Source organism: Cytobacillus solani, from assembly GCF_001420595.1.
Lineage (GTDB): Bacteria > Bacillota > Bacilli > Bacillales > Cytobacillaceae > Cytobacillus > Cytobacillus solani.
The window spans coordinates 4,441,263-4,465,381 of record NZ_LJIX01000006.1; the positions used below are offsets into that span (position 1 = coordinate 4,441,263).

Annotated in this window: 24 protein-coding genes and 1 pseudogene; 3 read left to right on the forward strand and 22 right to left on the reverse strand. The window is 32.6% G+C overall.

From position 1 onward, the window contains the following. The first annotated feature begins 48 nt into the window (after positions 1–48). Positions 49–177, forward strand: coding sequence for an FbpB family small basic protein (locus AN957_RS27225; protein ID WP_075209241.1), 129 nt, complete (start codon positions 49–51; stop codon positions 175–177). A gap of 296 nt (positions 178–473) precedes the next feature. Here the strand turns inward: AN957_RS27225 and hpf are convergent, their stop codons facing one another. After that, on the reverse strand, positions 474–1,025 hold the full coding sequence (gene hpf / locus AN957_RS24000) for a ribosome hibernation-promoting factor, HPF/YfiA family (protein WP_053478763.1): 552 nt from the start codon (positions 1,023–1,025) through the stop codon (positions 474–476). Positions 1,026–1,926: 901 nt separating this feature from the next. Then, positions 1,927–2,271 carry a hypothetical protein gene (locus AN957_RS24005; RefSeq protein ID WP_056686526.1) on the reverse strand — a complete coding sequence of 115 codons (345 nt, stop codon included), beginning with the start codon at positions 2,269–2,271 and terminating at the stop codon, positions 1,927–1,929. A gap of 186 nt (positions 2,272–2,457) precedes the next feature. On the opposite strand from AN957_RS24005, the gene AN957_RS24010 reads away from it, so the two are divergent. Continuing rightward, a complete protein-coding gene (locus AN957_RS24010; RefSeq protein ID WP_056686528.1) occupies positions 2,458–3,501 on the forward strand; it encodes an HD-GYP domain-containing protein in 1,044 nt (347 codons plus the stop codon). A gap of 239 nt (positions 3,502–3,740) precedes the next feature. Then, positions 3,741–3,920, forward strand: a complete 180-nt coding sequence (locus tag AN957_RS24015; protein ID WP_053478760.1) for a hypothetical protein — start codon at positions 3,741–3,743, stop codon at positions 3,918–3,920. Positions 3,921–4,129: 209 nt separating this feature from the next. Here the strand turns inward: AN957_RS24015 and fliT are convergent, their stop codons facing one another. The 20 genes and pseudogenes from fliT to flgL all read right to left on the reverse strand — a co-directional run bounded on the left by fliT (position 4,130) and on the right by flgL (position 24,118). Then, positions 4,130–4,480, reverse strand: a complete 351-nt coding sequence (gene fliT, locus AN957_RS24020) for a flagellar protein FliT (RefSeq protein WP_056686532.1) — start codon at positions 4,478–4,480, stop codon at positions 4,130–4,132. Further along, complete coding sequence (gene fliS / locus AN957_RS24025; RefSeq protein ID WP_053478758.1) at positions 4,480–4,875, reverse strand: flagellar export chaperone FliS; 396 nt, start codon at positions 4,873–4,875, stop codon at positions 4,480–4,482. The genes fliT and fliS overlap by 1 nt, the downstream gene beginning before the upstream one ends. Before the next feature lie 43 nt (positions 4,876–4,918). After that, positions 4,919–6,436, reverse strand: coding sequence for a flagellar filament capping protein FliD (fliD, locus tag AN957_RS24030; protein WP_056686536.1), 1,518 nt, complete (start codon positions 6,434–6,436; stop codon positions 4,919–4,921). A gap of 14 nt (positions 6,437–6,450) precedes the next feature. Further along, positions 6,451–6,810, reverse strand: a complete 360-nt coding sequence (gene flaG, locus AN957_RS24035) for a flagellar protein FlaG (RefSeq protein ID WP_053478756.1) — start codon at positions 6,808–6,810, stop codon at positions 6,451–6,453. A gap of 61 nt (positions 6,811–6,871) precedes the next feature. Continuing rightward, on the reverse strand, positions 6,872–7,933 hold the full coding sequence (locus AN957_RS24040) for a tetratricopeptide repeat-containing glycosyltransferase family 2 protein (protein WP_056686539.1): 1,062 nt from the start codon (positions 7,931–7,933) through the stop codon (positions 6,872–6,874). A 232-nt stretch (positions 7,934–8,165) separates the two neighbouring features. Then, entirely contained in the window at positions 8,166–9,053 is an 888-nt protein-coding gene (gene rfbD / locus AN957_RS24045) for a dTDP-4-dehydrorhamnose reductase (RefSeq protein ID WP_056686542.1), read from the reverse strand. Then, positions 9,050–10,063, reverse strand: coding sequence for a dTDP-glucose 4,6-dehydratase (gene rfbB, locus AN957_RS24050; protein WP_056686545.1), 1,014 nt, complete (start codon positions 10,061–10,063; stop codon positions 9,050–9,052). Before rfbB ends, rfbD begins: the two co-directional genes overlap by 4 nt. A 12-nt stretch (positions 10,064–10,075) precedes the next feature. Next, positions 10,076–10,621, reverse strand: a complete 546-nt coding sequence (gene rfbC, locus AN957_RS24055) for a dTDP-4-dehydrorhamnose 3,5-epimerase (RefSeq protein WP_056686549.1) — start codon at positions 10,619–10,621, stop codon at positions 10,076–10,078. A gap of 11 nt (positions 10,622–10,632) precedes the next feature. Next, positions 10,633–11,379: a sugar phosphate nucleotidyltransferase gene (locus AN957_RS24060; protein WP_056686552.1), complete on the reverse strand. Its 747-nt coding sequence runs from the start codon at positions 11,377–11,379 to the stop codon at positions 10,633–10,635. A gap of 28 nt (positions 11,380–11,407) precedes the next feature. Continuing rightward, the gene (gene rffA / locus AN957_RS24065; protein ID WP_056686555.1) at positions 11,408–12,535 is read right to left on the reverse strand and encodes a dTDP-4-amino-4,6-dideoxygalactose transaminase; all 1,128 of its coding nucleotides are present in this window, start codon (positions 12,533–12,535) and stop codon (positions 11,408–11,410) included. Between the two features lie 75 nt (positions 12,536–12,610). Then, entirely contained in the window at positions 12,611–13,507 is an 897-nt protein-coding gene (locus tag AN957_RS24070; protein WP_056686558.1) for a formyltransferase family protein, read from the reverse strand. 10 nt (positions 13,508–13,517) lie between these two features. After that, entirely contained in the window at positions 13,518–16,577 is a 3,060-nt protein-coding gene (locus AN957_RS27230) for a glycosyltransferase (protein WP_075209242.1), read from the reverse strand. Positions 16,578–16,582: 5 nt separating this feature from the next. Then, complete coding sequence (locus AN957_RS29265) at positions 16,583–17,530, reverse strand: tetratricopeptide repeat protein (protein ID WP_425388949.1); 948 nt, start codon at positions 17,528–17,530, stop codon at positions 16,583–16,585. A 42-nt stretch (positions 17,531–17,572) separates the two neighbouring features. Then, positions 17,573–18,676, reverse strand: a pseudogene (locus AN957_RS29270) (glycosyltransferase); the annotation flags it as partial. A gap of 262 nt (positions 18,677–18,938) precedes the next feature. Next, positions 18,939–20,822 (reverse strand): TPR domain-containing glycosyltransferase, encoded by a 1,884-nt coding sequence (locus AN957_RS24085; RefSeq protein WP_053478744.1) that lies wholly within the window; start codon positions 20,820–20,822, stop codon positions 18,939–18,941. Positions 20,823–20,955: 133 nt separating this feature from the next. Beyond that, positions 20,956–21,807, reverse strand: a complete 852-nt coding sequence (locus AN957_RS24090) for a flagellin N-terminal helical domain-containing protein (RefSeq protein ID WP_053478743.1) — start codon at positions 21,805–21,807, stop codon at positions 20,956–20,958. Between the two features lie 144 nt (positions 21,808–21,951). Then, positions 21,952–22,161 carry a carbon storage regulator CsrA gene (gene csrA, locus AN957_RS24095; RefSeq protein ID WP_053478742.1) on the reverse strand — a complete coding sequence of 70 codons (210 nt, stop codon included), beginning with the start codon at positions 22,159–22,161 and terminating at the stop codon, positions 21,952–21,954. 2 nt (positions 22,162–22,163) lie between these two features. Next, positions 22,164–22,610 carry a flagellar assembly protein FliW gene (gene fliW, locus AN957_RS24100; protein WP_056686561.1) on the reverse strand — a complete coding sequence of 149 codons (447 nt, stop codon included), beginning with the start codon at positions 22,608–22,610 and terminating at the stop codon, positions 22,164–22,166. A gap of 19 nt (positions 22,611–22,629) precedes the next feature. Continuing rightward, complete coding sequence (locus tag AN957_RS24105) at positions 22,630–23,181, reverse strand: DUF6470 family protein (protein ID WP_053478740.1); 552 nt, start codon at positions 23,179–23,181, stop codon at positions 22,630–22,632. A 49-nt stretch (positions 23,182–23,230) separates the two neighbouring features. Continuing rightward, positions 23,231–24,118, reverse strand: coding sequence for a flagellar hook-associated protein FlgL (gene flgL / locus AN957_RS24110; RefSeq protein WP_053478739.1), 888 nt, complete (start codon positions 24,116–24,118; stop codon positions 23,231–23,233). Position 24,119: the final 1 nt, after the last annotated feature.

A 24,119-nucleotide genomic window follows, 5' to 3' on the forward strand; every position in this document is an offset into this window, starting at 1 on the left:
ATCCACAACATGCAAGGTCAGTACCTATACAATAATGGAGGAATTCACATGAATAAAAAGATCCGATTTTCACTTGAAGAATTAACAAAGAAGAACAAAGAAGAGTTATTAAAGGACAAGATTCAAATGGAAAAAATCGAGAAAAGAATCGATGAAAAACACGCAAAGACAAAATGAAGAAACCCACTTATTAGAAAGGAGGAATTTGCAGTGTAAAATCTCCCTCTTACTTTTATCAAAATCATACAAAAAGAGGAGAAAATACGTAATTGAAAACCGCAGCATTACAAAAATGGCTAGTAATCTTTACTTTTTGAAGTATACTCGAAACAACATTTACGTCAGCAATCACTTCAGAGGTAAAAAATCCGCCAAGGATTCAAATTCAACCCGCTCAGATTCTTTCTGATTCTGATCAGCGGACATAATAATAGAGTCAGAAAAACCCCGCTTTTGACAGCGGGGTTTCCTTATTATTGTGCTTCAATTAGACCATAACGGCCATCTTTCCGCTTATAAACAACGTTTGTTAAGCTAGTTTCTGCATTTGTGAATACATAGAAATTGTGGCCAAGCATATTCATTTGCAGAATAGCCTCTTCACTGTCCATAGGCTTTAGATCAAAGCTTTTTTGACGGACAACTTCCAGCTCCTGGTCTTCATCCATTGATGCTCTTTCAGATTCATCAAGCGTAACAAACATATCTGGCACATTCCCTTTTTCACGGAATTTACGATTTACCTTCGTTTTATGCTTGCGAATTTGGCGTTCTAATTTATCAGTTATCAAGTCAATAGCTGCATACATATCATCATGAACTTCCTCTGCACGAAGGACAAGATTCGGCATTGGAATTGTTACTTCTACTTTGGAGGTTTTATCTTGGTACGTTTTTAAATTCACATGTACGGTTGCATCTGGAGACTCGGTAAAATACCGCTCTAATTTAGCAATTTTCTTCTCTACATATTCTCTAATTGCTGGAGTTACCTCAATGTTTTCACCACGAATGTTAAAATTCATAAGCGAACTCCTCCTTTTCATTATACGAATACTGCGCGCCTTCTCTTCAGCCTATCCGGCTTCTTTGTTAAAGACACTTAGCCTTAATAAAAAGACTATATACTTACATTTCTATTTTACCCCATAAATCTCCTGCTAGTACATGAAAAAAGTTTGAGAAATTTGTCGGATTGGTGAAGGATAGGGGAGGATATACTTTTGTTCCGAATTGTTTAATTGTTTCTAACTATCTGATATTTAATATTAAAAAATACTCGTTAAGCAGGAGTGATATATCTTTCAAAAGGAAAAAGCAACAGAGCCGTTCGACTCTTACAGCTTTAAAGAAGATCGAGTTGAGATCAATAAAGGGGTTCGGTACGCTATGGTGGCACCACCCATAGTTAAGCTTTAGTAAATATCTAAGCATTTTTCTAACAAACTAGAAGATACTTGTACACCAGACGTCCTTGTACTGACCTCACCCATTGATTTAAACATTTATGATAATAACAAGTCATAGCCCGATATTGTTATATTTCAATTGTCTACATATTATTTCGGAGAAAAAAATTATACATGCCCCAGGTATCGTTGTTGAAATCTTATCCCCTTTCACAAACAACAATGACAAAATTTGTAATATCGCTGTTTACAAACGCTATGGAGTGGAAAAAATTTTGCATTATTATCAACACATCTTTTATAAATCAATTAGTTCTTACTAATCGTCCATACCACTTGCAAAAACTTCCGAGAAAACAGATTCGGCCCGTTCCGCCTTGTTCGATTGCATTTTTTTAACCTTGATAGTGTCTTCAAACGATTAATGGCATTTGATAAGCTATTTTCATTAAAATTGACCTTTTTCTAAAAAAACGAACCTACCTCTGCATGTAGTTGGTGGGTTCACTAATTTTCCTTACTCAGCCTTGTTTACTAACCCAACTGCAATGATTGCTAAGAATGGTTTAATATTATTTGTTCGTTTTTTCACAATTCTGATCTCACTAAGAAGCATCTCAAGTTCCTTAGGAGATGAAACATCAATAATCCAATCCGCTAAATCAGTATGATTAATAGAATAGTTTTGTGTTGGTATTTTAATAGATTTTACTGCGTTTATTTCCCTTATTAAACAATTTTTGTGATAATCATACTTTGTTAATATGGCTTTTTTCCCTATATTATTATGATTCATATCTGGAGTGTTCATTTTTATCACCTTTACAACAATTATATACACATAGTAATAAATTTCATCCATTGGCTAATATACCCATGAATTCTAAAATTGTCAACAATAGGACATTTTATACAGGACACTTTACCCATTTTTACAAAACAGGTTAATTTTAGTATATTTCTCTCTAGCAAAATGATAAATTTAGGACATAAACAAGATAATTTTCGGGGAGTTTTTCTGTTAACTACAGATTTAGGGGGATCAATCATGGATCAAGCACAAATATCATTCGATTTGGTAGGAAGTGCACTTGGAGAAGACATTTTCTCGGAGCAAGGCATCTTATTATTGAAAAAGGGAACGATCTTGAAAGAAGTTCATATCCTTTTGCTGCAAAAGTATAGATTTGGCAAGACCGTATCAGTAGATCTTAACGAAAACACAAAAAAAATATCACCAAGCGAAAAACCATATCAATCGATTCAAGCCTATATAAAAGATGCGTTCCAAAGCTTCTACAGAAGTAAGGAAATTAATATCGTTCTATTAAGAGAGCGCTTTCATCCACTTATTGAACTATCACTCTGTGATGTTTCCATTCTAAAAGTCCTGCAAACAGAAGGAAAAAAAGATGAACAGCTGTATCAACATAGTATAAATGTCGGAATTCTCTCAAGTATTATCGGCAAACTATTAGGCTATAAGAAGAAAGATTGCCTCCTACTTGCAGATATGGGACTGCTTCACGATGTTGGCATGCTAGGAATAGACAAAAGTATTTATAAAAATACGAATACTATTGATAATGAAGAGATTCAAAAGCATACAGAGATTGGACATAAACTATTAAGCTCGATTCCTTATATCAATTCGCTTATTCCACTTGCTGCTCTTCATCATCATGAAAAGATAAACGGAACGGGGTATCCAAAACAATTGAAAGAGAAGGACATCCCTTATTTTGTGCAAATTGTTTCCGTAGCAGATTGTTTTAATTCAGTGTATATGAATATTCATGATAACGGGGAAAAGAAGCCGAATTTTGCAGGTGTGTACGAGCTAATCGAAAAGGCACAGAAAAACGAGCTAAACCCCGCAATTGTCATTCCGTTTGTCCGATACATTATGAGGCAAAACCTATTGCAAAAGGTGAGATTGAGCAATGGGAAGGAAGCGCAGATTGTCTTTATTCATGATAACGAGCCTTACCAGCCATTGGTGAAGGTTGGAGAGGAGTACGTAGATTTGCGGAGGGAAGCTGGAGTGAGGATTGAGAGTCTAATTGGCGAAGGGCATGAGGTTCGCGTATAACTAAGCTTATATTTTTATGAACTTCATAGATTTCATTATATGTATCTATCTAATTAACAAAGATATTAATTAATATAACTTAATCAGGGAAAATTATTAATTAAAAAAATATTAATCTTAATTAAATAAATTGAGTAATGCTTCAATTTATTGATGGATATAATTACCAAATAAATGAAGGAGAATTGAAACCTTACGGTGAATATATATTTTATTCACAATAAATAGGAGGGTTTCAAATGGCGATTATCGGCGGTGTTGGAGAAGGACCAGTCTCACAATTTGTTGTCATCAATAAACAAATAGCAGAGACTGCCATAAAAGAAAGGATTTTAGATGTATTGGAAGATCCTTCAAAAAGAATACGTGAAATACAACAACCTTCTCCATTCTCACAATTTATTGATATAAAGATTTAAAAGCACAGCTGAGTTTAGCTGTGCTTTTATAATAGTATATGGATTGGCTAAATTAATTTTCCCATTTGTAAAAAGGGGTTTGGCATCTTGTTTAAATCGAGCTACAAAATCATCTAAACCTTCAAAAGCACTTGATGTTTTAATAACAAAAACCTGCTTTTTTCAAAGCAGGTTTTAAACAAATTTATTATATTTTTTATTCTTCGACCTTATTTTTTCCTATCAAAATAATGGCCATCGAATGAGGCAGATGCATAAGGGTCGTTATATCCTTTAAAGGCAGACTTCCCTTTCTTCGCATTAATAATATTTTGCTGAATAGATGTCTTAATCTTCCCCATTTGCTTTATTACATCTTCACTTATGGAAAGAATTTCTTTCAATTTTTGTTTATCACCATTAGTTAAGAGAGATTGATCTACACTATCTAACAGCTTCCCACGTGTTTCAACGTACGCCTCTAACTCTTCAATTTGCTTCTCTCTGTCTCCTTGATTTCCATTAGAAGCAGTCGACTGTAACTGTTTAGTAATCTCGTATAGCTTTTCAATGACTTCCATCAAACAAGCCCGCTTGTACTATATTGTTTCTTGCGGTTTATAATCAGAGCTTCCTTCCATGTGTCCCGGAACTCCGTTACCAACCCTTCGACTTCACTTATAATATCAGTATCATTCTTAATATTAGCCTCAATTAATCTCCGATTCATATAGTCATATAATTTTCTCATATCTTTGGCAATATCATAATCAAAGTTTAAAGTAACCATTAACTCTGAAATGATATTTTGTGCTTTTGAAAGATTTGTATGTTTAGCTTCGATATTTTTTTCTTGAACCGCTTTTTTGGCTTGATTTAAAAATTTCAGGCAACCATTGTATAACATCAGTGTCAATTCACCAGGAGAAGCAGTTAAAACAGAATTCTGTTGATATGCTTCGTATTGTTTTTGCATGTTTATATATCCTCCTAAAAGATAACACGTAAGTAATTCTAGTCTATTGTCCCAGCATTCCTACAATAGAGCTGCTTTGTGCATTCATCTTGCTTATCGCTTGCTCCATTGCCGTAAACTGCTTCCAATAACGATTTTCAATCAATTTCAGCTTATCTTCCCATGTTTTCATTTGAGTTGTAACATCTTTGATTGAGTCTCCAAGTGTACTTATATCAAGAGTGGTCGCTGTATTTGGGCGGCCTGCCTTTTTGTTTAATTTTTCAATCGAACTGCCTACTTCTTTATATATTCTCGTGGCAATTCCATCTTCACTGGTAAATAGGTTTGAAATTTCATCAGGGTTGTTAGCAATTGCCTCTTTTAACTTATCTTCGTTAATCTCTAGCTTGCCATCCTTCGACATATAGGCTGATTGTATACCTATTTCGGATAACATCCTTAGTTGACCATTAGGAATTCCCGAAACTGTATTATACATTTTACCTCTAAGTGTTGTTAACGTATCCCTGATAATTTGATCATTATACAATAACCCTTCTTTTGCCTTTTCGTCCCATTTCTCAGCCTCTTTTTCCGATAGACTTTCTCTTTGTTCCTCCGTTAAGGGCTGGTACTCACGATTACGATGAGTTTTGACTTTAGAATTAAGACTATCAATCATTGAGTTATAACTATCAACAAAATCTTTGATTTTGGTAAAAATGGCATCTGTATCTGATTCAACATTGATTGTAGTTGTTGCTGTCGGATCAGCTTTTAATAGCGTCAATTCCACACCATAGACGGTTGCTTTATTTGATGTTAAGTTATCAATAACCGTTCCATCAAAAGTGATTTTGGCATTCTTGCCATCTGCACTATAAGTTGTTGGTGTCGCAGGTGCAGCAGAAATGGTTCCTCCATTAAAAACTAGTGATGCTACATCTGACGTACCTGTTTGGTGAGTAATTTCTATCTTTTGATCCTTCCCCATTTCCTTTGTAGAAATGACAAAGCTTGATGTTACCTCATCAAAGGATGCCCTTAAATCTAAAGACTTTCCAGACTCGGTAGCCGATCCAATCTTGCTTGCTAAAGATGCAAAAGTATCTTCATCAGTAACAGTAATGGTTGCTGTTCCCTTAGCCGTCTTAATTTCAAAGGATGAGGTCTCTCCTGCTGCCAACACTTTATCAGTCGCTTTTACAGCAGTCCCATCACCTTTTTTAATTGCAGAACTTGATTTTATTTTTGCTACCTCAGCTAATTGCTCAATTTTCAAATCGTAAGAACCTTGTATCGCATTACCTTTCGCGGAAACTAATGCATTTGCTGTATTTGAAGAAGTAGCTTTAAAGCCATTAAAATCCGAAGAAAACCGTAGTTTATCAACTTTTTTTTGAAAAGCACTAAGCTCAAGGTTTACATCTCGATAAGCATCACGCTGCCACGACATCCATTCTTTTTTCTGAAATAATTTATCCAGTGGAGCACGCTCAGCTTTCATTAAGTCCCTAATTATCGTATCTGTATCAAGCCCAGATGCAAAACCCGTAATTCTCATTGTATTATTAACCATATAGGACACCTCCGTTAAATTTTGTTATCAACAAACAACCCTAAGTATTCCCTCATTGAAGCATACATATCTAATAGCTTCTTTGGCGGTATTTCTCTTACTGTTTCCTTTGTTTGATCATTGATTAAAGTAACATAATACGTCTGCAATTTTTCGTGGTACATATACTTTAAAGAAGTATGGGTGTTACCTAATACTTGATTTATATCTGTCACAACTTGCTCTAAATCTTTTTCTTCAATAGCTGTTTCTGTACTATTCTCAGGCTGCTGTTCTAAGATGTATGTTGGTTGTTCCTGCACTTTAATAGATTTATTACTTTCAAAGCTAATATTATCTACAGAAGATCTGGAAATTGAATCAACAGAGCCCATCTTAATCCCCCTAGTAATTGTTCTACTTATTACATCGGATATTTAATCAAATTATTAACATTTATAGGGTCAATAATCTGCTTTTGGCAGGTAAATAATGATAAGCTGCGGAAATTTCATAGAATTCTTTTGCTTTTTCCTTTTGATTAAACATCTCATAATAAACTCCTAAATTATATGCAGCTAGAAAGGAAGCTGTACCTAAAACGATTTCTCTTTCATTCTGCTTCCCTAATGCAAGACAGATAAGGTAGGACCTTTCAATAAGAGGTAGAAAATCAATATTCTTAGCCGTATCACTTAACACAAAATTCATATAAAATATCCCGCAAACAAACTGATAATCTGGACTGTTCCCTAAAGGTACATTCATTTGGTCAATCATTTCAAAAGCTGGGTAGTATTGCTTCAATTCAATTAAAGTATAAATATAATTGACAACCAAATCTGTGAAGTAACCCTCTGATCGATCAGCCGCCTGATAACTTTCCCTAAAAAAATGGGCTGCTTTCTGATAGAGATTCATTGTCTTATATTGTCGAGCAAGCTGATATAAGATATAAGCATTCCTCGGATTATTAGAGAGATCTTCTTTTAAAATTTTAAGATTCCGCTCTGATTTATCTGTTTGAAAATAACCTGTATGGAATACATCAATAGGCAGCTCAACCCGCGTCAGCTTAGACATCACCTGCTCATGTATTTTCCCAGAATAATAAGCTCCCTTTGGAAGCAAACGTGAAATATATATTTGTGAATAACGCTCTTCATTGTTTTGCTTAAAATTGCTTTTAATATTAATTTTCCCGATAAAATGATCATTTTGGAGCAATTTATTTACTTTGTCTTTGTCCCAATTGGTAATCTGCTCATCAGCATCGAGAATTAAGTTCCACTCTGACGTTGACTTAGATAAAGCAAAATTGCGGGCAGCAGCAAAATCATTGGTCCAAGTATACTCATAGACTGCTGCACCATGTGTCTTTGCAATTTTTATCGTATTATCTGTAGAGCCCGTATCTACGATAATGATTTCATTTACATAATTTTTAACAGACTCTAAACAGGTATTTAAGTGTTCCGATTCATCTTTTACGATCATAACTAAAGAAATGTTTGGCATTTTGTTCTCCTTTAATATGACTAACTTCTTTTAATATCGACTTGGATTATAATATTTGAATACATGAAAAAAGAGTTATCATTCGATTAACCTAAAACTTCAGTGTGATAAAAAATATAAAAGCTGTGGATAATTGCTCCACAGCCAAATTAAATAAATAGAGATAAAGGAGTACTCGAAAAAAATTAAGTTATTATCTACTGATACTAAAATTGTTAAGATGAAAAAGTGTTCACAGTTCACACCTTATATCTTCATCAGTTGTCTTTTGCGAGGTTTTTAAAAAATAATCTTCCAACGCATCTCCCCAATGCCTCATCTCGGAAAAATTATTTAACCTTAATCCCATATGATCTAACACGGAGTTTTTAGGCCTATTTGCTTTTTGAACAAACTCTTCCGAACCAATAGGTACTAAGTCTACCCTTTTTTGAGCCAATTCAAATATTTTCGATGCAAATTCAAACCATGTGCATTCACCTGAGTTTGTAACATGGTAAACACCGTATAATTTTGTTTTTATCAGCTCGGAAACTTTGATAGCGACATCTACTGTCCAAGTAGGGGAACCAGATTGGTCATTTACAACGTTAATCTGTCTGCCGTTTTCAGCAAGGTTTAACATGGTTTTGACAAAATTGTTTCCATTTTGCCCATAAAGCCATGAGGTACGAACAATGAAATATTGACTATGAAAGTCCTTAACCATATTTTCACCAGCTAATTTTGAACTTCCATAAACATTAATGGGGGTAGGAATATCAAACTCATTGTATCTTCCCTGTTTGTTCCCATCAAAAACATAATCCGTACTAATATAGACCAACTTAGCTTGTATAACCTCACATGCTATTGCAATATTTCTTGTACCTATAGCGTTGACTAAATATGCGGTATCCTGATTATCTTCTGCTAAGTCTACCTTTGTATATGCGGCAGAATGAATCACTACATCAGGCTTTATTTCATTGATGGTCTTTTCAACCTGTTCATAGTTCGATACATCTAGTTCTTTCTTTGACAAAGAATATACTTGATATCGCTGTTTAAGCAACAACTCCCCAATATCTGAACCTAATTGGCCTGTACCACCAGTTATCAAGACTTTCCCTTTACTCATAGCAAAATACCATATTGAGTTTCATAGTATCGTTGATATTCACCTGATTTTATTCTGTTCCACCATGCTTTATTATTTAAGTACCAGTTTACTGTTTCAAGTAATCCCTTCTCAAAATCATAAGCGGGTTTCCAGCCAAGATCATCTCTTATTTTCGTCGCATCAATTGCGTATCTTCGATCATGACCTGCTCGATCTTCAATGAATTGGATCAAACTATGCGGTTTCTCCAAAATATTTAATATCTCTTTAATCACATCAATATTTTGTTTCTCATTATGACCGCCAATATTATATACTTCTCCTGGCGCTCCATTATGCAGAACCAAATCTATCGCTGAACAATGATCAGAAACATGTAGCCAGTCACGTACATTTTTTCCGTCTCCATATACTGGTAGACTTTTCCCTTCCAATGCGTTAGTGATCATCAGGGGAATTAATTTTTCCGGAAAATGAAATGGGCCGTAATTATTAGAACATCTTGTTATGTTAACATTCATTCCATAAGTCTCATGGTAGGCCTGTACAAATAAGTCGGAACTTGCCTTACTAGCTGAATAAGGACTATTGGGTGAAAGCGGTGTCGTTTCGATGAAAAATCCATCTTCCCCCAGTGAACCATATACTTCATCTGTTGAAATTTGAACGTATTTCACAATATTATTTTCTTTAGCCACATCCAAAAGAACTTGAGTTCCTAAAACATTCGTCTTCACAAAAATACCTGGATCAGAAATACTTCTATCTACATGAGATTCAGCTGCAAAATTAATTATGGCATTTACACGATGCTTTTTAACAACATATTGAAGAAGTTCTTTGTTCCGAATATCTCCTTTTATAAAAGAATAATTCTTTCTATTTTCATACTCTTTAAGGTTCTCTAAGTTACCTGCGTAAGTCAAAAGGTCATAATTAATAATTTGATAATCTGGATAAGTATCCAGCATGTATCTAACAAAATTACTCCCAATAAACCCCGCTCCACCTGTTACTAGAATATTCACTTACCTATCCCCTTAAAAGTTTATTTCTGCTTTTTTCAGCACTGGCCATATTTCATCTTTTTTTGATAAAATCGGGTTCGAAGTTGGCCAAGAAATATTTAATTCCGAGTCGTTCCAAAGAATACCCCGATCATGTTCAGGTGAATAATATTCATCCACCTTATAAAGAATTTGTGTATTTGGAACAAGTGTACAAAATCCATGCGCAAACCCTTTTGGAACAAGTAATTGCCGAAAATTATATTCTGACAAAATAAATCCTTCCCATTGTCCAAAAGTTGGTGAATTCCTTCGTATATCTAATACAACGTCATAGACAGCTCCACTCAGTACACGCACTAACTTTGTTTGAGACTTTGGAGATAACTGATAATGCAATCCCCTAATGGTTCCAGGCTCTTTAGATAAAGATTGATTGTCTTGAATAAATTTATAATTTAAACCCATTTTTTCCAGTACTGATTCGTTGAAGGACTCCATAAAAAATCCTCGGTGATCACCGTGAACTTTTGGACAAAGAATTTTCACATCAGAAAATTTAGTATTAATTACCTCCATATTAAACTCCCTTATAGCTTCATATGTACATTAAAATTCTCACCTAAATCAGTTCCTGCTGCAAGCTCATTTGCCTTAGCTAGTGACTGGTGTGTACCTGCATCTGTCCACCAGCCTGACAAAACATCATAAGTAAGAGCCCCCTTTTCAATGTAGGCATTGTTAACATCCGTAATCTCCAGCTCTCCTCGATTAGAAGGCTTAAGACCTCGTACAATATCAAATACAGAGGAATCAAACATATATATCCCCGTTACTGCATAATTACTTTTTGGATCTTTTGGTTTTTCTTCTATACTTTTAATAAGAGAGCCATCTAACTCAGGAACACCAAACCTATGTGGATCTGTAACTTCTTTTATTAAGATTTTCGCCCCGTTCTTTTGCTGTTTATACTTTTGTACATATTCAGTGATATTATCTGAAAACACATTATCTCCAAGGATCACAGTCATATTGTCCGTTCCAACAAAAGTTTCACACAGACTAAGAGCTTGTGCAATTCCGCCAGCCTGATCTTGGACTTTATATGTAAAAGTAACACCAAAATCTGATCCGCTTCCAAGTAAATTGACAACATCACCCATATGTTCTTTTCCTGTTACTATTAAAATATCTTCAATATCTGCTTCTACTAATTTGAAAATAGCATGGTAGATCATAGGGTATTTCCCTACTGGAAGTAAATGTTTATTTGTTACTTTTGTTAAGGGGTACAGGCGAGAGCCTGTACCTCCTGCTAGGATGATGCCTTTCATACTTTTATCCTACTTTCAGTTCCTATAGTCATAAATAATATTTAATTATCAATTCACAGATCCATTTTACTTTATTTAATTCAAGATCATAATATAATGGTAGTCTTAGTAACCTCTCACTTTCTGATGTAGTATACTTATCATTTCCGAAGAAAGATCCAAACTTTTTTCCTGCATCAGATGTATGAAGCGGGATATAATGGAATACACTCATTACATCATTTTCTTTGAGATAGTTTATCAAATCTGATCGTTCTTCAATATCCTTGACCTTCATATAAAACATATGAGCATTATGATCTATTAGTTTTGGAATAATAGGTAAATGAATCTTACCTAATTCCATCAAGGGAAGAAGTCCTTTATAATATTCATTCCACCTTTCTAAACGTATATTATTTATTTCATTCGCCCTTTCCAATTGTGAATACAAGAAAGCTGCATTTAATTCACTTGCTAGATAAGAAGATCCTAAATCAATCCATGAATATTTATCTAACTGTCCTCTATAAAACTTTGATCTATCAGTACCTTTTTCCCTTATAATTTCTGCTCGTTCAATATATTTTTCATCATTTAATAGGATTGCTCCACCTTCCCCACAATGATAGTTTTTTGTCTCATGAAAACTGTAACATCCGATATGACCGATAGTACCAAGCGCTTTACCCTTATAAAAGGAATTAACCCCTTGTGCAGCGTCTTCAACAACTGCAAGATTATACCGTCTTGCAATATCCATAATCACATCCATTTCACATGAGACACCTGCATAATGAACTACAACAATAGCTTTTGTTTTATTTGTTATTGCATCTACAATTAATTGTTCATTAATATTCATAGTATCTGGTCTAATATCAATAAATACGATTCTTGCACCTCTCAACACAAAAGCATTAGCAGTAGATACAAATGTGTAAGAGGGCATTATTATTTCATCTCCATCATTAATATCTAATAGTAATGCCGCCATTTCTAAACTATGAGTACATGAGGGTGTTAGTAATGCCTTATATGTTAAATATTCTTCTTCAAACCAATTAGTACATTTTTTTGTAAAATACCCATCTCCAGAAAAACATCTTGTTTCTATTGTTTTATTTATATAATTTATCTCGTTACCAACTACAGAAGGAACATTAAATTTAATCATTTATGTTTCACCTTTACATTCGAAGGAATTATTATTAAGTAGAATAGAATTTTTTAGTTCATTAATATAATTTGATTATTCGAATTGAATTCTAAACTTACCTATAGGTAAAATATCTGTCTTATTATCATCTCTTATTACCTTTTTTATTTTAATCAAGCCTTTTCCACATACAACAACAGGAAAACCATCTTGGATAAATATAACTTTACCAGGATCTCTATTTTCTATCATTAAATCCTCCATTAATTCAACATCCAAAATCCTTACCTTATTTCCATCAATTAAAGAAGAGGCTCCTAAAAATGGTTCTCCTACTGCATCAACAAACCTTTGTATATAAGCTGAATCCTTTGACCAATCAATGGAATAATCACTTTCCCCTCTCCATAAACTGTATGTAGCTTGTGTATTATCTTGTGGGTAACTATTTATTCGTTCATTATTAAAAATTTTGCTGCAAATCTTCTTTACTATTGAATAATAAAGAGGATTAATTTTATTTATTGCTTCTTTTATTTTTATTGGGTATGTAACAGGTACAGAAAGTTGATGAATAATATTACCTTCATCGTAATTTTCTGCTGCAAATAGTGCTGTTACTCCAATTCTTTTTTCATTATTAATTAAACAAGTAACAAGGGGTGAAAACCCTCTGTATTTTGGAAGTAATGAGTCATGTAATATAATTAGATTTTTCGTTTCATCTAATATCCATCTCCATCCAATTGCAATTCTATAATAATTTTTAGATTTATCTAGTATTATATTTTTAAAATCATCACGTTCCAAAAAGGGAATATCATTTATCAAACATAACTGTTTAATTTCCATAAAATAATCATTACTAATATTTTTATCCCTATTTGAAATAACATATTTAATCTTGGAAGCCGGAAAATCATTAAGTAAATTTTTTAATACATAATAACCCTTTTCATTCATTAAAAACAAAATTAATTTACTTTGCATGGCTCAATTGTTACCTCTCATTGGTCTTCATTCCTATTGATTTCAAAAAATCTATCGTTTCCTTATGTTTCATTTGTAGTTCTGCCCACGACTGATCATACTGATCATACTTTCTTAATTGAATTGAGGAATAGCCTAACTCATGCTTTAAAGCTTGCCCATATATTATTTTATCTAATTTTTGATTCCATCCTTCACCGATATGTCTACTGCAAACGTCCTGATATTGCAAATTAATACTTTCTTTTATTTTGTTTTTATTTTTAATATACTTATAAATTTGGTCTTTATATTCTGTAATGGAATTTGCATGATCATACATACCCTGATATTTTTCCATGCTTAAAACCGAAGCTATCGGTAACGGCTGTCGAATAACAGGCTTCCCAAATAATATAGCATCTAATGCTGAAGTAGGAGATCCTATTGGGAATGATTCCAAATAAATATCTGATACTTTATAATAATTCTCTATATACGGAGTTTCTTTAATAATTCTTAGTCTTCCCCGACATTTCCTTATAGCAGCTTGCCAATCAGGATCTAACTGATTCGCTCCTACTATGATAAAGAACATATTCTCATTTTCATGAAGCAATTCAACAACAACATTTATAAAATTATGATGTTGAAATTTGTTGAATTTAAATGAACTTGCAATAGTTAGTAATACTATAGAATTCAATGGAATATTCATTTTTTCTTTATAATAAACTGTACTTTCTATTTCTTTAAGCTCTAAGGGGATTGGGACAATATGAGATTTCCTGGCTAATCTTCTCTGTAGGGTTAGTTTCTGGGCTGATTCCCTTAAATCTAGAACAACATCTGAAATACCTACTCCTAGCCAAAATACATGATCCGCGTGATTCAAATATAGAATTGGCGGTAAATCCTCAATACCGAAAGCCACTGTTGGGATCGGGTCATTTGGATGACAATGAATTATAACCTTATCTGCTGTAGCTCTAGTTATATCTCTTAAAAAAAGTGATTTATTAAATAAAGTTTCATTTGCTGGCAGGACCATAAAAAAACCACCAGATTTATTAGAAACAATCTTCAATGACTCAGGAAAGGGGACTAAACCCTGGTTCAAAATTATTACAGAATGGGTCTCATCATAATCCGATCGATTTGCTATCCACCTTTCGACTAATCGTGTATGTCCACCCGTTTCATATGCAGTTGTCAAAATATGAATAATATGTGTGGATTTTTTTTGATAAATGGGTTTGTTATTCAATTCTCCATTAACGCCTCTAGAATTTTGACTGATATTGATTAATCTTTCTTCTAGCTCTTTACTTACTAAATTCCCATTATGAGCAAGCCAACAACTAGTTGCAATAATTTTGGCATACTCCATTTGTTTCTCGTAATTTCCTTTTAATTCAGGTAAATACATTATGGATTTTAATGATTTAAAAAGTTCATAGTTTTTATTTATTTGCAGGTTTTCATTATTTATTTCCATATTAGAATTTCTAAAATCACTATCTGCTTTTCGGATTTCTTCTAATTTATTTATTTTTTCCTTTAATCTAATTATTAGGCTACCATCAATTATTTTCGGCAAACTATTTAACACCTTACAGCTATAATCTATACAATTTAAAACACTTACATTGTAATCTTGTTTATTACCTAAAAAACCATATGATCGTGCATTGATTATTTCGTGAGCATAATCAATTGCCCCAAAAACTTTCATTTTCTCAGATTGCAACTGTTGATTACCATGTATCCTAAAGAAACTTAAGGTTTCACTAATGTATACACCTTTTCCCTTTGATAATAGGGTAAGCCAAGTTGCACTATCAACATTACATCCATACTTTCTACCAGCAAATGTTCCAAATGGTTCAGTAAGATCTTTTTTGCGAAATAGAACTGTTGTAGGTTCGCCAATAAAGTTAAAATTAAATTTTAATAAGATATTACCAAATTCTATACCATCCATAATGGTATCTTCTTTGAATACCTTTTGCGTTACACCACCATCTTTGTATGGTTCGCCCATTTCATTTATTAATCTTCTATGAGAAGTTACGAGGACAATTTCTCTCTCTTTATCATTAATAAAGTAATCCATCATTTTTTCAATTTTTTTCGGATGAAATAAATCATCATCCATTAGAAAGTTAATATATTCCCCACTGGAAAGCTCCATCAATTTTAAATCATTATCAAATTGTCCTAAATTTGTTTCATTTCTGATGTAGCGAATATTGTTATAATAAGGCAAATATTTATCTTTCACTAGGGATTCTGTAAGGTTATTTGTACTATCGTCTCCAATTATAATTTCGATATTTTCATAAGTTTGTTCAAGTGCACTTTTAAGAGCTAATTCAAAATAATCTGGCCTGTTATAAGTAGGAATTAATATACTGACTAAAGGCAAGTCACTTTTCCACTCTACATTTAATCTAGAATTTATTTTTTTTATATCTAATGGAAGTTTAGAACTACGTTCATTATTTAATTTTTGGTCTAAAACTACAAAAGGCTGATCTTTAATAAGAACCCCTATCTTGTATCCATTCTCAATAAACTTAACACTTTGTGACAAGTCATATATTAAATCTTCTTCACAAAAAGGAATATCAAATTGAGTTGCTAGAATTGAACGATCAAGTACAACAGTTTCTTCAAAACCTGAAACTGAAGGGGAATATTCAATGAACTCTAGACATTCGCCTTGATAAGCATAAACACTTCCAACCTTGTAATTACTTTCGATCCAATTAAAAGTTTCAGGAATTTGTTTAGCCCCTATTGCACCTACCATACCTATATCTTGATTAGCCCTAAAGAGACTGATTAGACTGTACAAAAACTGTTTATCTATAATACTTGTGCTTTCTTCTAAATAAATTTTATATTTTGCATCAGATGATAACATTGCAGTATTATAGAAGGCTGGCGTATTAATATGTTTAACACTTGTTAGAATTTCTATTTCAAATCCTTCAGGTATAATCAGTGCGTTTATATACTTTAAGGACTCCTGATACTTTACTTCATCATGACCATTAATAATAAAACAAATTTTATTTTCATTCATTCTAGTCACCCTTTTACTTTTTGGATCATATCTATTACATCTTTATCCTGAACTGCTATTTTATTAAAAAAAGATAGTGCAGACACGTTTTCTCCAAGTTCTGCTAATATATAGCCTAAATTAAACAAAGTATCATCATTATTTGGATTTAATTCATACGCCTTATTTAAAAAAGGAAAAATACTATCATTCAAACCATTTTCAAAAGCACTTATCCCGACTATATTTAATATTTTTTCCTTATCTATAGTTGAATTTAAAATGGCCTCCATAATTTCTTGTTCTGTATATACTTCATTAGATATATATTGGACCATTTCGTTTTTGGAATCTTCAAAATCTATTTCATGTTCAAGTCTTCTTAATAGATAAACCAACTTTCTTTTCCTTTGCTCTTCCTCGAAGTTGACTTCAGTTAGAATCTTTTCAACCTCATCATCCTTATCCATTTCACCTAGACGATCTAAATATCTCTTTGCTAATTTCTTTTCATTATAAGAATATAGGACGATACCAAGGTTATATAGTGTGTCAGGATTATTACTATCAAGTTCATAAGCTTTATGAAGATAAGTTAAAACGTTGTCATGCTTGTTTCTGCTAAAATCCAATATTGCAAGCATTTGTAAAACCTGAATCCTATCTTCAAATCTATCTAGTATACAATCTATTATTTCTTCCTCAGAATATTGCTCTAGCTCTTGTAAATTCTTTTCAACCTCAAATTCTTTTTTTATATTCATAATATTTTTTTCTAGATATTCATTAAAATTCTGTGCCATAATTATATATTTATAAGTTTCATACTGATTATTCATATTTTTTTCAGTAAGTGAGCAATACAACTCTACTATTTTCTTTTCATTTTCATCCAAATTGTTTTTAACATTTTTAACACTGTGTTTAAGCCCTGACTCTTCTTTGAATACTCTATTAATATCCTGTAATGACATGTATCTATTTTCTAAGAAAGGATTCTTTCCCAGTATTAAGGAATTTATTAGGCTAACATGATTCGCATTATTTATTGAAGAAAGGATTATTCCATCCTGTTTTAATAAATTCTTGATAGCTGACATAAAGATTTGAAGATTTGTAATATTACTCCAATCTGTAATAAGAATTACATCAAATCTATTTTCTTTCAACTCGTTAATAGCTTTCTCAACTGGATAATGCAAAACTTTTGCAACTCTCTCTGCTTCAGTAGCTGCAGATTTATTCTTTTCAATACCATATAAAGAAGATTTCTTAAATGTATCCTTTATTTTTAGTAACGTTCCCCCAGCCTCACAGCCAATATGCAGAACATTAATATGATCATCTTTTTTAAAAGGAATTTCATCTATCAAATCATTATGGATAATATATGAATGTGAATTCGTTCCCCATTTTTCCATAAATTTCCTTTCGTTCTCAGATAATAATTCCCCATATCCAGAAATATTTTCTTTCCATGAAACACTTCCATAATGATGAATAAATGTATCTTTACATAACAGTAGCTTATAACCCGCTTGGCGAATTCTAACAGAGTAATCATCATCCTCAAAATTCCCAGGGGTAAATCTTTCGTCTAAAAGTCCAATTTTGTCAACCATTTCTCTTTTAATAAGCATGCAATAGCCGATTAATTTCAATCTTTCTTCCCATTTTTCGGAATCAGACTTATTAAATCTTTGTGCAAAATTGTGCATTTCATTTAAATTGGAGTATTCTACCGGGATTGCAGTGTAATATGCTGCAGAATTGGTAACTGGACCAACTGCACCGATTCTTTTATCACTATACAAACTATTGACTAAATTACTTAGCCAATTCTCAGTTACAATGACGTCATTGTTAAGTAATAGAATATTATCCCCTTTAGCTAATTCAATTCCTTGATTGCAGCCTCTAGGAAAGCCAAGATTCTCCTTGTTTATTATTACTCTTATGTCATCTTGCTTTAATAACCATTCTTTAGTATCATCCACAGAATTATTATCAATTATGATTAATTCATAAGTATCTCGATCTGTATACTTTCTTATACTTTCTAAACATTGTTTTGTGTATTCTAAATTATTGTAAGTTAGTATGATTATGCTCGTAAGCAATATATCCACCTCATCCATTTTCAATCCGCATTATTCGACAAAAAAAGTCGAAATACTTCTATACTATTATCGGCACTTTTTATTGGTTCTTAACTTCATATAGAGATTTCAATTAATTGGGAAATAATTTTTTAAACTTTGCAGTTCCCTCCTAAATAAAAAAAATCTCCTTATTTCAGGTTTTAGCTATTCTAAAAACCCATTAAATAAGGAGAACTAATTAATATTAACTTTTTCACATTGTTTCTAATCAAGACATTAGCTAGGTCATTATATTAACCCCTAATTCAGTTTCCAAGATTCTGTTCATTTGAATTTTTAACATGGGTAGTCCATCACTGTAATTAATCTTTTCATATAAGCAAAATAATCTATTATAAGAAGAATAATCTCCTATTTTTTCAATCAACTGAGTATAAAGACCAAGTGCTTCCTTATATTTATTTTGCCTAGCATATGCATCTCCTAGCAATCCAATTAATTCATAATTTGTATTATTTATTTTTAATTCTTCATTTATTAAATATATAGCTACCTCTAGATAGCCTTTATTTAATATTGATCTTACTAATTGCTCTTTTTCTTGTACATTTAAATTTAACCTTTTTAATAAATCTAAAAAAACTGCCTCTTCTTCTATTGTTAGTAAATTTATACATGCATCTTTTATAGTTTCAAATAATGTATCCGGAAAATAATTTAATATCTCTCCCTTTCCATCCACTATAGAAGACATCACCTTCTTTTCTTTTTTATTAAGATTCATTGCCTTTAATAATTTCTCCAACAAGTCTTGGTTTTTTTGAACTACCAGCAATGTAACGATATCACTAAAATTACTCTTATCTAATATTTCTTCTTCATTCCAATATTTATAAGCTTTCTCATATTCATTATTATAAAGGGCTGCAATTGCTAAAACTGATTTATTTACATTTATGTTAAACTCATCAATATAAAACTGAAGGAGTTTATTTCTATGAGCATATAAGACACCAGTAAGAATCTCTAATTTCTTAACATCATTGATTGGGTAAGACTTTATCAAATTTTCTTTTATATCACTTTCATTAATGCCAGCAGACTTTAATACAGAAATATACTGTGAGAGTGCAGGTGGAAAATTCTTATTAAATTCCAATGCAGAGAATGATGATTCTAGTGCCTTTATTAAATTACCTTGTTTTTGATGTACTTCTGATAATTTAATATGAGCAAAGTAACTTCCAACACCTTCTAAAGATTGCAAGTCCTCAACCTCTCCCAATTCAAGACATCTCTCAAATGCCCTCTCTGCTTCCTTTAAATAGTCTAGTTGTTCATAGATTAATCCTATTAAATAATAGTAACCAGTATACTTTGGAAATATTTCGATAGAATCTTTAATTAGATTAATCCCCTCTTTATACCTACCTAACTGTAATAAGCAATCTCCCATAAGATAAAGAAGATAGGGTAAATAAATCTGGGTTTTACTTAGTGGATAAGCTTTTCTAAACAAATCTAACGCTTTGGCATAATCGCCATCTATTCTATACTGCGTACCTAAATGATACATATTATACCCAGTAGGTGTATCTTTTACTTCCTTTTCTAAAATCTTTAAATTTCGTTCAAACTTATTCTTTTTATCATAGGTTTCTTTTTTATAGCCATCATGATGGATAACAAAGTCAGCAAAATCATTAGTTAAATTCTTAAATGCATCAATATTTAAGTGCTCATGAATTTTCCCATAATATCTTAGGTTGATATTATTTTTAAATAATCGAATTGCTTGATGTTTTGATACATAGCCCCCATCCATATAATTCCTAAAATTTATGATATAAAAATCTTTTCGCTTTTCGATTTCCTTTTGTAGGTTTGTTTTCTCATCTAAATATTCATCAGCATCAAGTACTATAACATACTCAGATTGTGCCTTATCTAAAGAGAAATTCCTTGCTGAGGCAAAGTCATTGTCCCACTTATAAGTAAAAATGCTAGCCCCAAATTCTCCTGCAATGTCTATAGTTAAATCTGTTGAACCAGTATCAACTATTATGATTTCATCCACTTGATTTCTAACACTATTCAAACACCTTCTTAAGTACGTTTCTTCATCTTTAACAATCATACATAGTGATATAGTATTTTTACCCATGATAGCCACCTTTTAAATTCTAAAGTTCTATTACTATTATCGACTTTTAATTAAAAACATTAAGGACAGGGGTATTTTACCTAAAAAAAAAGAGATCTTAGGAATTCTAAGATCTCTTTTATTCTTTAGAATATTAACGAAGAAGTTGAAGAACTCCTTGTGGCTGTTGGTTAGCTTGTGCAAGCATAGCTTGAGCAGCTTGAGTAAGAATGTTGTTCTTAGTCATAGTCATCATTTCTTTAGCCATATCTACGTCACGAATACGAGATTCAGCAGCTTGTAAGTTTTCAGAAGTTGTTCCTAGGTTGTTAATAGTGTGCTCTAAACGGTTTTGAACAGCACCTAGGTTAGAGCGGTTTTGTGAAACTGTGTTAATAGCATTTTGGATAATATCTAAGTTACCTTTTGCAACACCGTTTAAGCTTCCATCAACAGTTGATGTTACATCACTTACTAGGTCTTTAATACCGCCAGCAGCATCAAGCTTAAGAGCAGTAACAGTAGCATCTACCAAGTCTAACTTAATAGTTTCACCTGAGTTTGCACCTACTTGGAATGTTAATGAAGATGATGAATTTAAGATATTCTTAGTATTGAACTTTGTTTGTTCAGCAATAGCACCAATTTGTTCTGTTAATTCAGTAATCTCTTCTTGAATTTTAGCAGTATCAGAAGTAGTTAAAGTTTCGTTAGCTGCTTTAGTAGTTAATTCAGCCATACGTTGAAGCATTGCGTGAGTTTCGTTTAATGCACCTTCAGCAGTTTGGATTAAAGAAATTGCATCTTGTGAGTTAGCAGATGCTTGGTCTAATCCACGGATTTGGTTACGCATTTTTTCAGAGATTGCAAGGCCTGCTGCATCGTCAGCTGCACGGTTGATGCGGTATCCTGAAGATAATTTTTCCATTGATTTAGCTGAAGCATTGTTGTTGTAAGATAATTGACGATGAGTGTTCATCGCTGAAATATTGTGGTTAATTCTCATTTTGAATTTCCTCCTTGAGTTTGAAAGTTCCCACTTCCATGTGGTTAGTTTGACATAGTATTTCGTCGGCCGACTTATTTCCTATGTAACTATTTATTATATCGACAGGGTTCTCGAAGTTTTTACACCTTTTTTGTTTTTCTTTTAAAAAAATTTTTTCAAATCATGATTTCCTTTTAATGCGTTCATATTTTCTTCTTCAATTTTTACCATTATCTCTTTACGAAGAATTTCGACTTCTTTCGGAGCCTTTATACCAACCTTCACTTGATCTCCATCAATCTCTAGTATTGTTATTTCAATGTTTTCATTCAGGATAACACTTTCGTTTCTTCTTCTTGTGAGAACTAGCATCGTTACCCCTCCTGACCCATTTGTTTTTTTGTTGCTAATACATGCTTTGTATGATATTTATCAGTGTTTAGAATGGCTTGCTTCCCTAAGCTTTCTCTTTTATTAATGATAATAGGGGCTTGCAGATTAACGGTTGATGTGGCTAATGAATCACCGAGTGTAACAATTGAATAGATAATGATATCTGTTTTGTCCTTAATCTTCAGTTGAGTAATAACCGATTCATCTAAATCAAATTCATACTCCTTGAAGAAGGAGAAAGGTTCAGCGATCACAAAGCCAAGTTCTTCATTGTTTATTGATTGGAGGATACTGAAAGACGAGTCCATTCCTAGAGGAAGGTTGATGAATTCCTTATCTTCTGGAAATCCTGGTATTCCGCTTCCAAAGTAAATAATATCCTCTTTGCTTACCTCAATTTCTTCATGATACCTTGTTTTGATATTCACTTTTATCTCCCCACAGTCTTTAGATTGTAAAGTCTATATTTAATGATGGGTATTGTTGCATAAAAACCTCTACATTACCAGGCGTATAATCATGAATAGGCTTATTCAGTTGAACCTGAATATTAGGTTTATTTCGATTCCATTCTATTTCAACCTTTGCAGGTGCATAGTCTATTTGTACACTGTCTTGAGAAGGGGTATTGCCAGTATTAAATACGGACTCGCGATCCATTGCTCTTACAACCTGATCTATCAGCGGCTGCCCGCCATTTTCTATTTTCATTAGCTCATCGCCTTCTTGAACAGTTTTACTTATATATTCCATTAAGGTTTGGTATCCAAGCTGAGCATTTTCATCATTTCTTTTAAAAACTGATTTAAGGTCTAGGTTTTCTCTTGCTAGAGTTTGATCAATTGTTAATCTGCCAGGCTGACGGTTTATTGTCATTTCGGCAGGAGGCTGTTCTATGCTCAAATCAGCTTGAGGCTGTTCAATCGATTGAATGGGTTTATTAATATTCAAACCAATTTTACCAGCCTGTGATTCTATACGAATTTGTGGTATTTGCATATTATTCTCTCCCTAAAAAGAAAAGCTATCTATATAGATAGCTTTATTTTTACCTTAAGAAGTCAACTAAACTCGGCTGAATGATACTTGAACCAACGCTTAGGGCTGCTCTATGAATACTTTGTTGGGTTTGCAGGTTTAAAATGACTTTTTCCACATCAATATCTTCATTCTCTGACATTGTCTTAGTCGCAATGATTTCTTGAGAATCTAAGCGATTTTGAATCATATCTACACGGTTCATCGAGGCACCGATACTTGATCTAGCAGATGTAACTGTATTTAAATGACTTTGAAATGCATCAATGAATTTTCCTAAGTCTGGGTCATTTCCATTTTTTAAATCATTCTGCAAAGCTTCCAAATCCGCAAACATGCCACTTTTCTCGTCACCAAATACATTTGATCCTAAATAGTTTACTTGGAGTTTAATACCTGCAGAAACTTCAATATTTACAGCATCGTTATTATATTTCATTGTTACGTTCGTCCCATCATAGTTGACAGGAGCATTATAAATATCCGAACCATTAAATATATATTTCCCTGATATTTTCGTATTAGCAATGGAAACGAGCTGCTTTTTTATTTCCTCTATTTCATCTTCGATTTTCTTTCTATCGTCATCAGTTACTGTTCCAGTGTTTGCTTGTGTGACTAAATCAGTTAACCGATGAATTGATGAACCAGCCTTTTCAAGTGCGTCTTCTGTATTTTCCAGCCATACATTTACCTCAGACATATTTCTTTGGTATTGTGAAACATCATTTACACTTGTTCTATAAGAAATGCCTTTAAATACAACAACTGGATCATCGGAAGGCCTTGAAATTTTCTTTTGAGAACTTAGCTGTTCTTGATATTTACCGAGTTTATGGTAACTACTTGTTAAGTTTCGCAGCATATTATTAGTAAGCATCGATTGTGTTACACGCATT

Coding starts and splice junctions, on each gene's coding strand:
- AN957_RS24090 (WP_053478743.1), bottom strand. CDS start 21,807: ATGAGAATTAACCACAATATTTCAGCGATGAACACTCATCGTCAATTA.
- AN957_RS27225 (WP_075209241.1), top strand. CDS start 49: ATGAATAAAAAGATCCGATTTTCACTTGAAGAATTAACAAAGAAGAAC.
- fliT (WP_056686532.1), bottom strand. CDS start 4,480: ATGGAAGTCATTGAAAAGCTATACGAGATTACTAAACAGTTACAGTCG.
- AN957_RS24005 (WP_056686526.1), bottom strand. CDS start 2,271: ATGGATGAAATTTATTACTATGTGTATATAATTGTTGTAAAGGTGATA.
- AN957_RS24015 (WP_053478760.1), top strand. CDS start 3,741: ATGGCGATTATCGGCGGTGTTGGAGAAGGACCAGTCTCACAATTTGTT.
- flgL (WP_053478739.1), bottom strand. CDS start 24,118: ATGCGTGTAACACAATCGATGCTTACTAATAATATGCTGCGAAACTTA.
- fliS (WP_053478758.1), bottom strand. CDS start 4,875: ATGCAAAAACAATACGAAGCATATCAACAGAATTCTGTTTTAACTGCT.
- AN957_RS24060 (WP_056686552.1), bottom strand. CDS start 11,379: ATGAAAGGCATCATCCTAGCAGGAGGTACAGGCTCTCGCCTGTACCCC.
- AN957_RS24040 (WP_056686539.1), bottom strand. CDS start 7,933: ATGCCAAACATTTCTTTAGTTATGATCGTAAAAGATGAATCGGAACAC.
- rffA (WP_056686555.1), bottom strand. CDS start 12,535: ATGATTAAATTTAATGTTCCTTCTGTAGTTGGTAACGAGATAAATTAT.
- hpf (WP_053478763.1), bottom strand. CDS start 1,025: ATGAATTTTAACATTCGTGGTGAAAACATTGAGGTAACTCCAGCAATT.
- AN957_RS24105 (WP_053478740.1), bottom strand. CDS start 23,181: ATGCAAATACCACAAATTCGTATAGAATCACAGGCTGGTAAAATTGGT.
- csrA (WP_053478742.1), bottom strand. CDS start 22,161: ATGCTAGTTCTCACAAGAAGAAGAAACGAAAGTGTTATCCTGAATGAA.
- AN957_RS29265 (WP_425388949.1), bottom strand. CDS start 17,530: ATGTCATTACAGGATATTAATAGAGTATTCAAAGAAGAGTCAGGGCTT.
- AN957_RS24085 (WP_053478744.1), bottom strand. CDS start 20,822: ATGGGTAAAAATACTATATCACTATGTATGATTGTTAAAGATGAAGAA.
- fliD (WP_056686536.1), bottom strand. CDS start 6,436: ATGGTTAATAATACAATGAGAATTACGGGTTTTGCATCTGGGCTTGAT.
- rfbC (WP_056686549.1), bottom strand. CDS start 10,621: ATGGAGGTAATTAATACTAAATTTTCTGATGTGAAAATTCTTTGTCCA.
- AN957_RS24010 (WP_056686528.1), top strand. CDS start 2,458: ATGGATCAAGCACAAATATCATTCGATTTGGTAGGAAGTGCACTTGGA.
- flaG (WP_053478756.1), bottom strand. CDS start 6,810: ATGGGCTCTGTTGATTCAATTTCCAGATCTTCTGTAGATAATATTAGC.
- rfbD (WP_056686542.1), bottom strand. CDS start 9,053: ATGAGTAAAGGGAAAGTCTTGATAACTGGTGGTACAGGCCAATTAGGT.
- AN957_RS27230 (WP_075209242.1), bottom strand. CDS start 16,577: ATGAATGAAAATAAAATTTGTTTTATTATTAATGGTCATGATGAAGTA.
- AN957_RS24070 (WP_056686558.1), bottom strand. CDS start 13,507: ATGCAAAGTAAATTAATTTTGTTTTTAATGAATGAAAAGGGTTATTAT.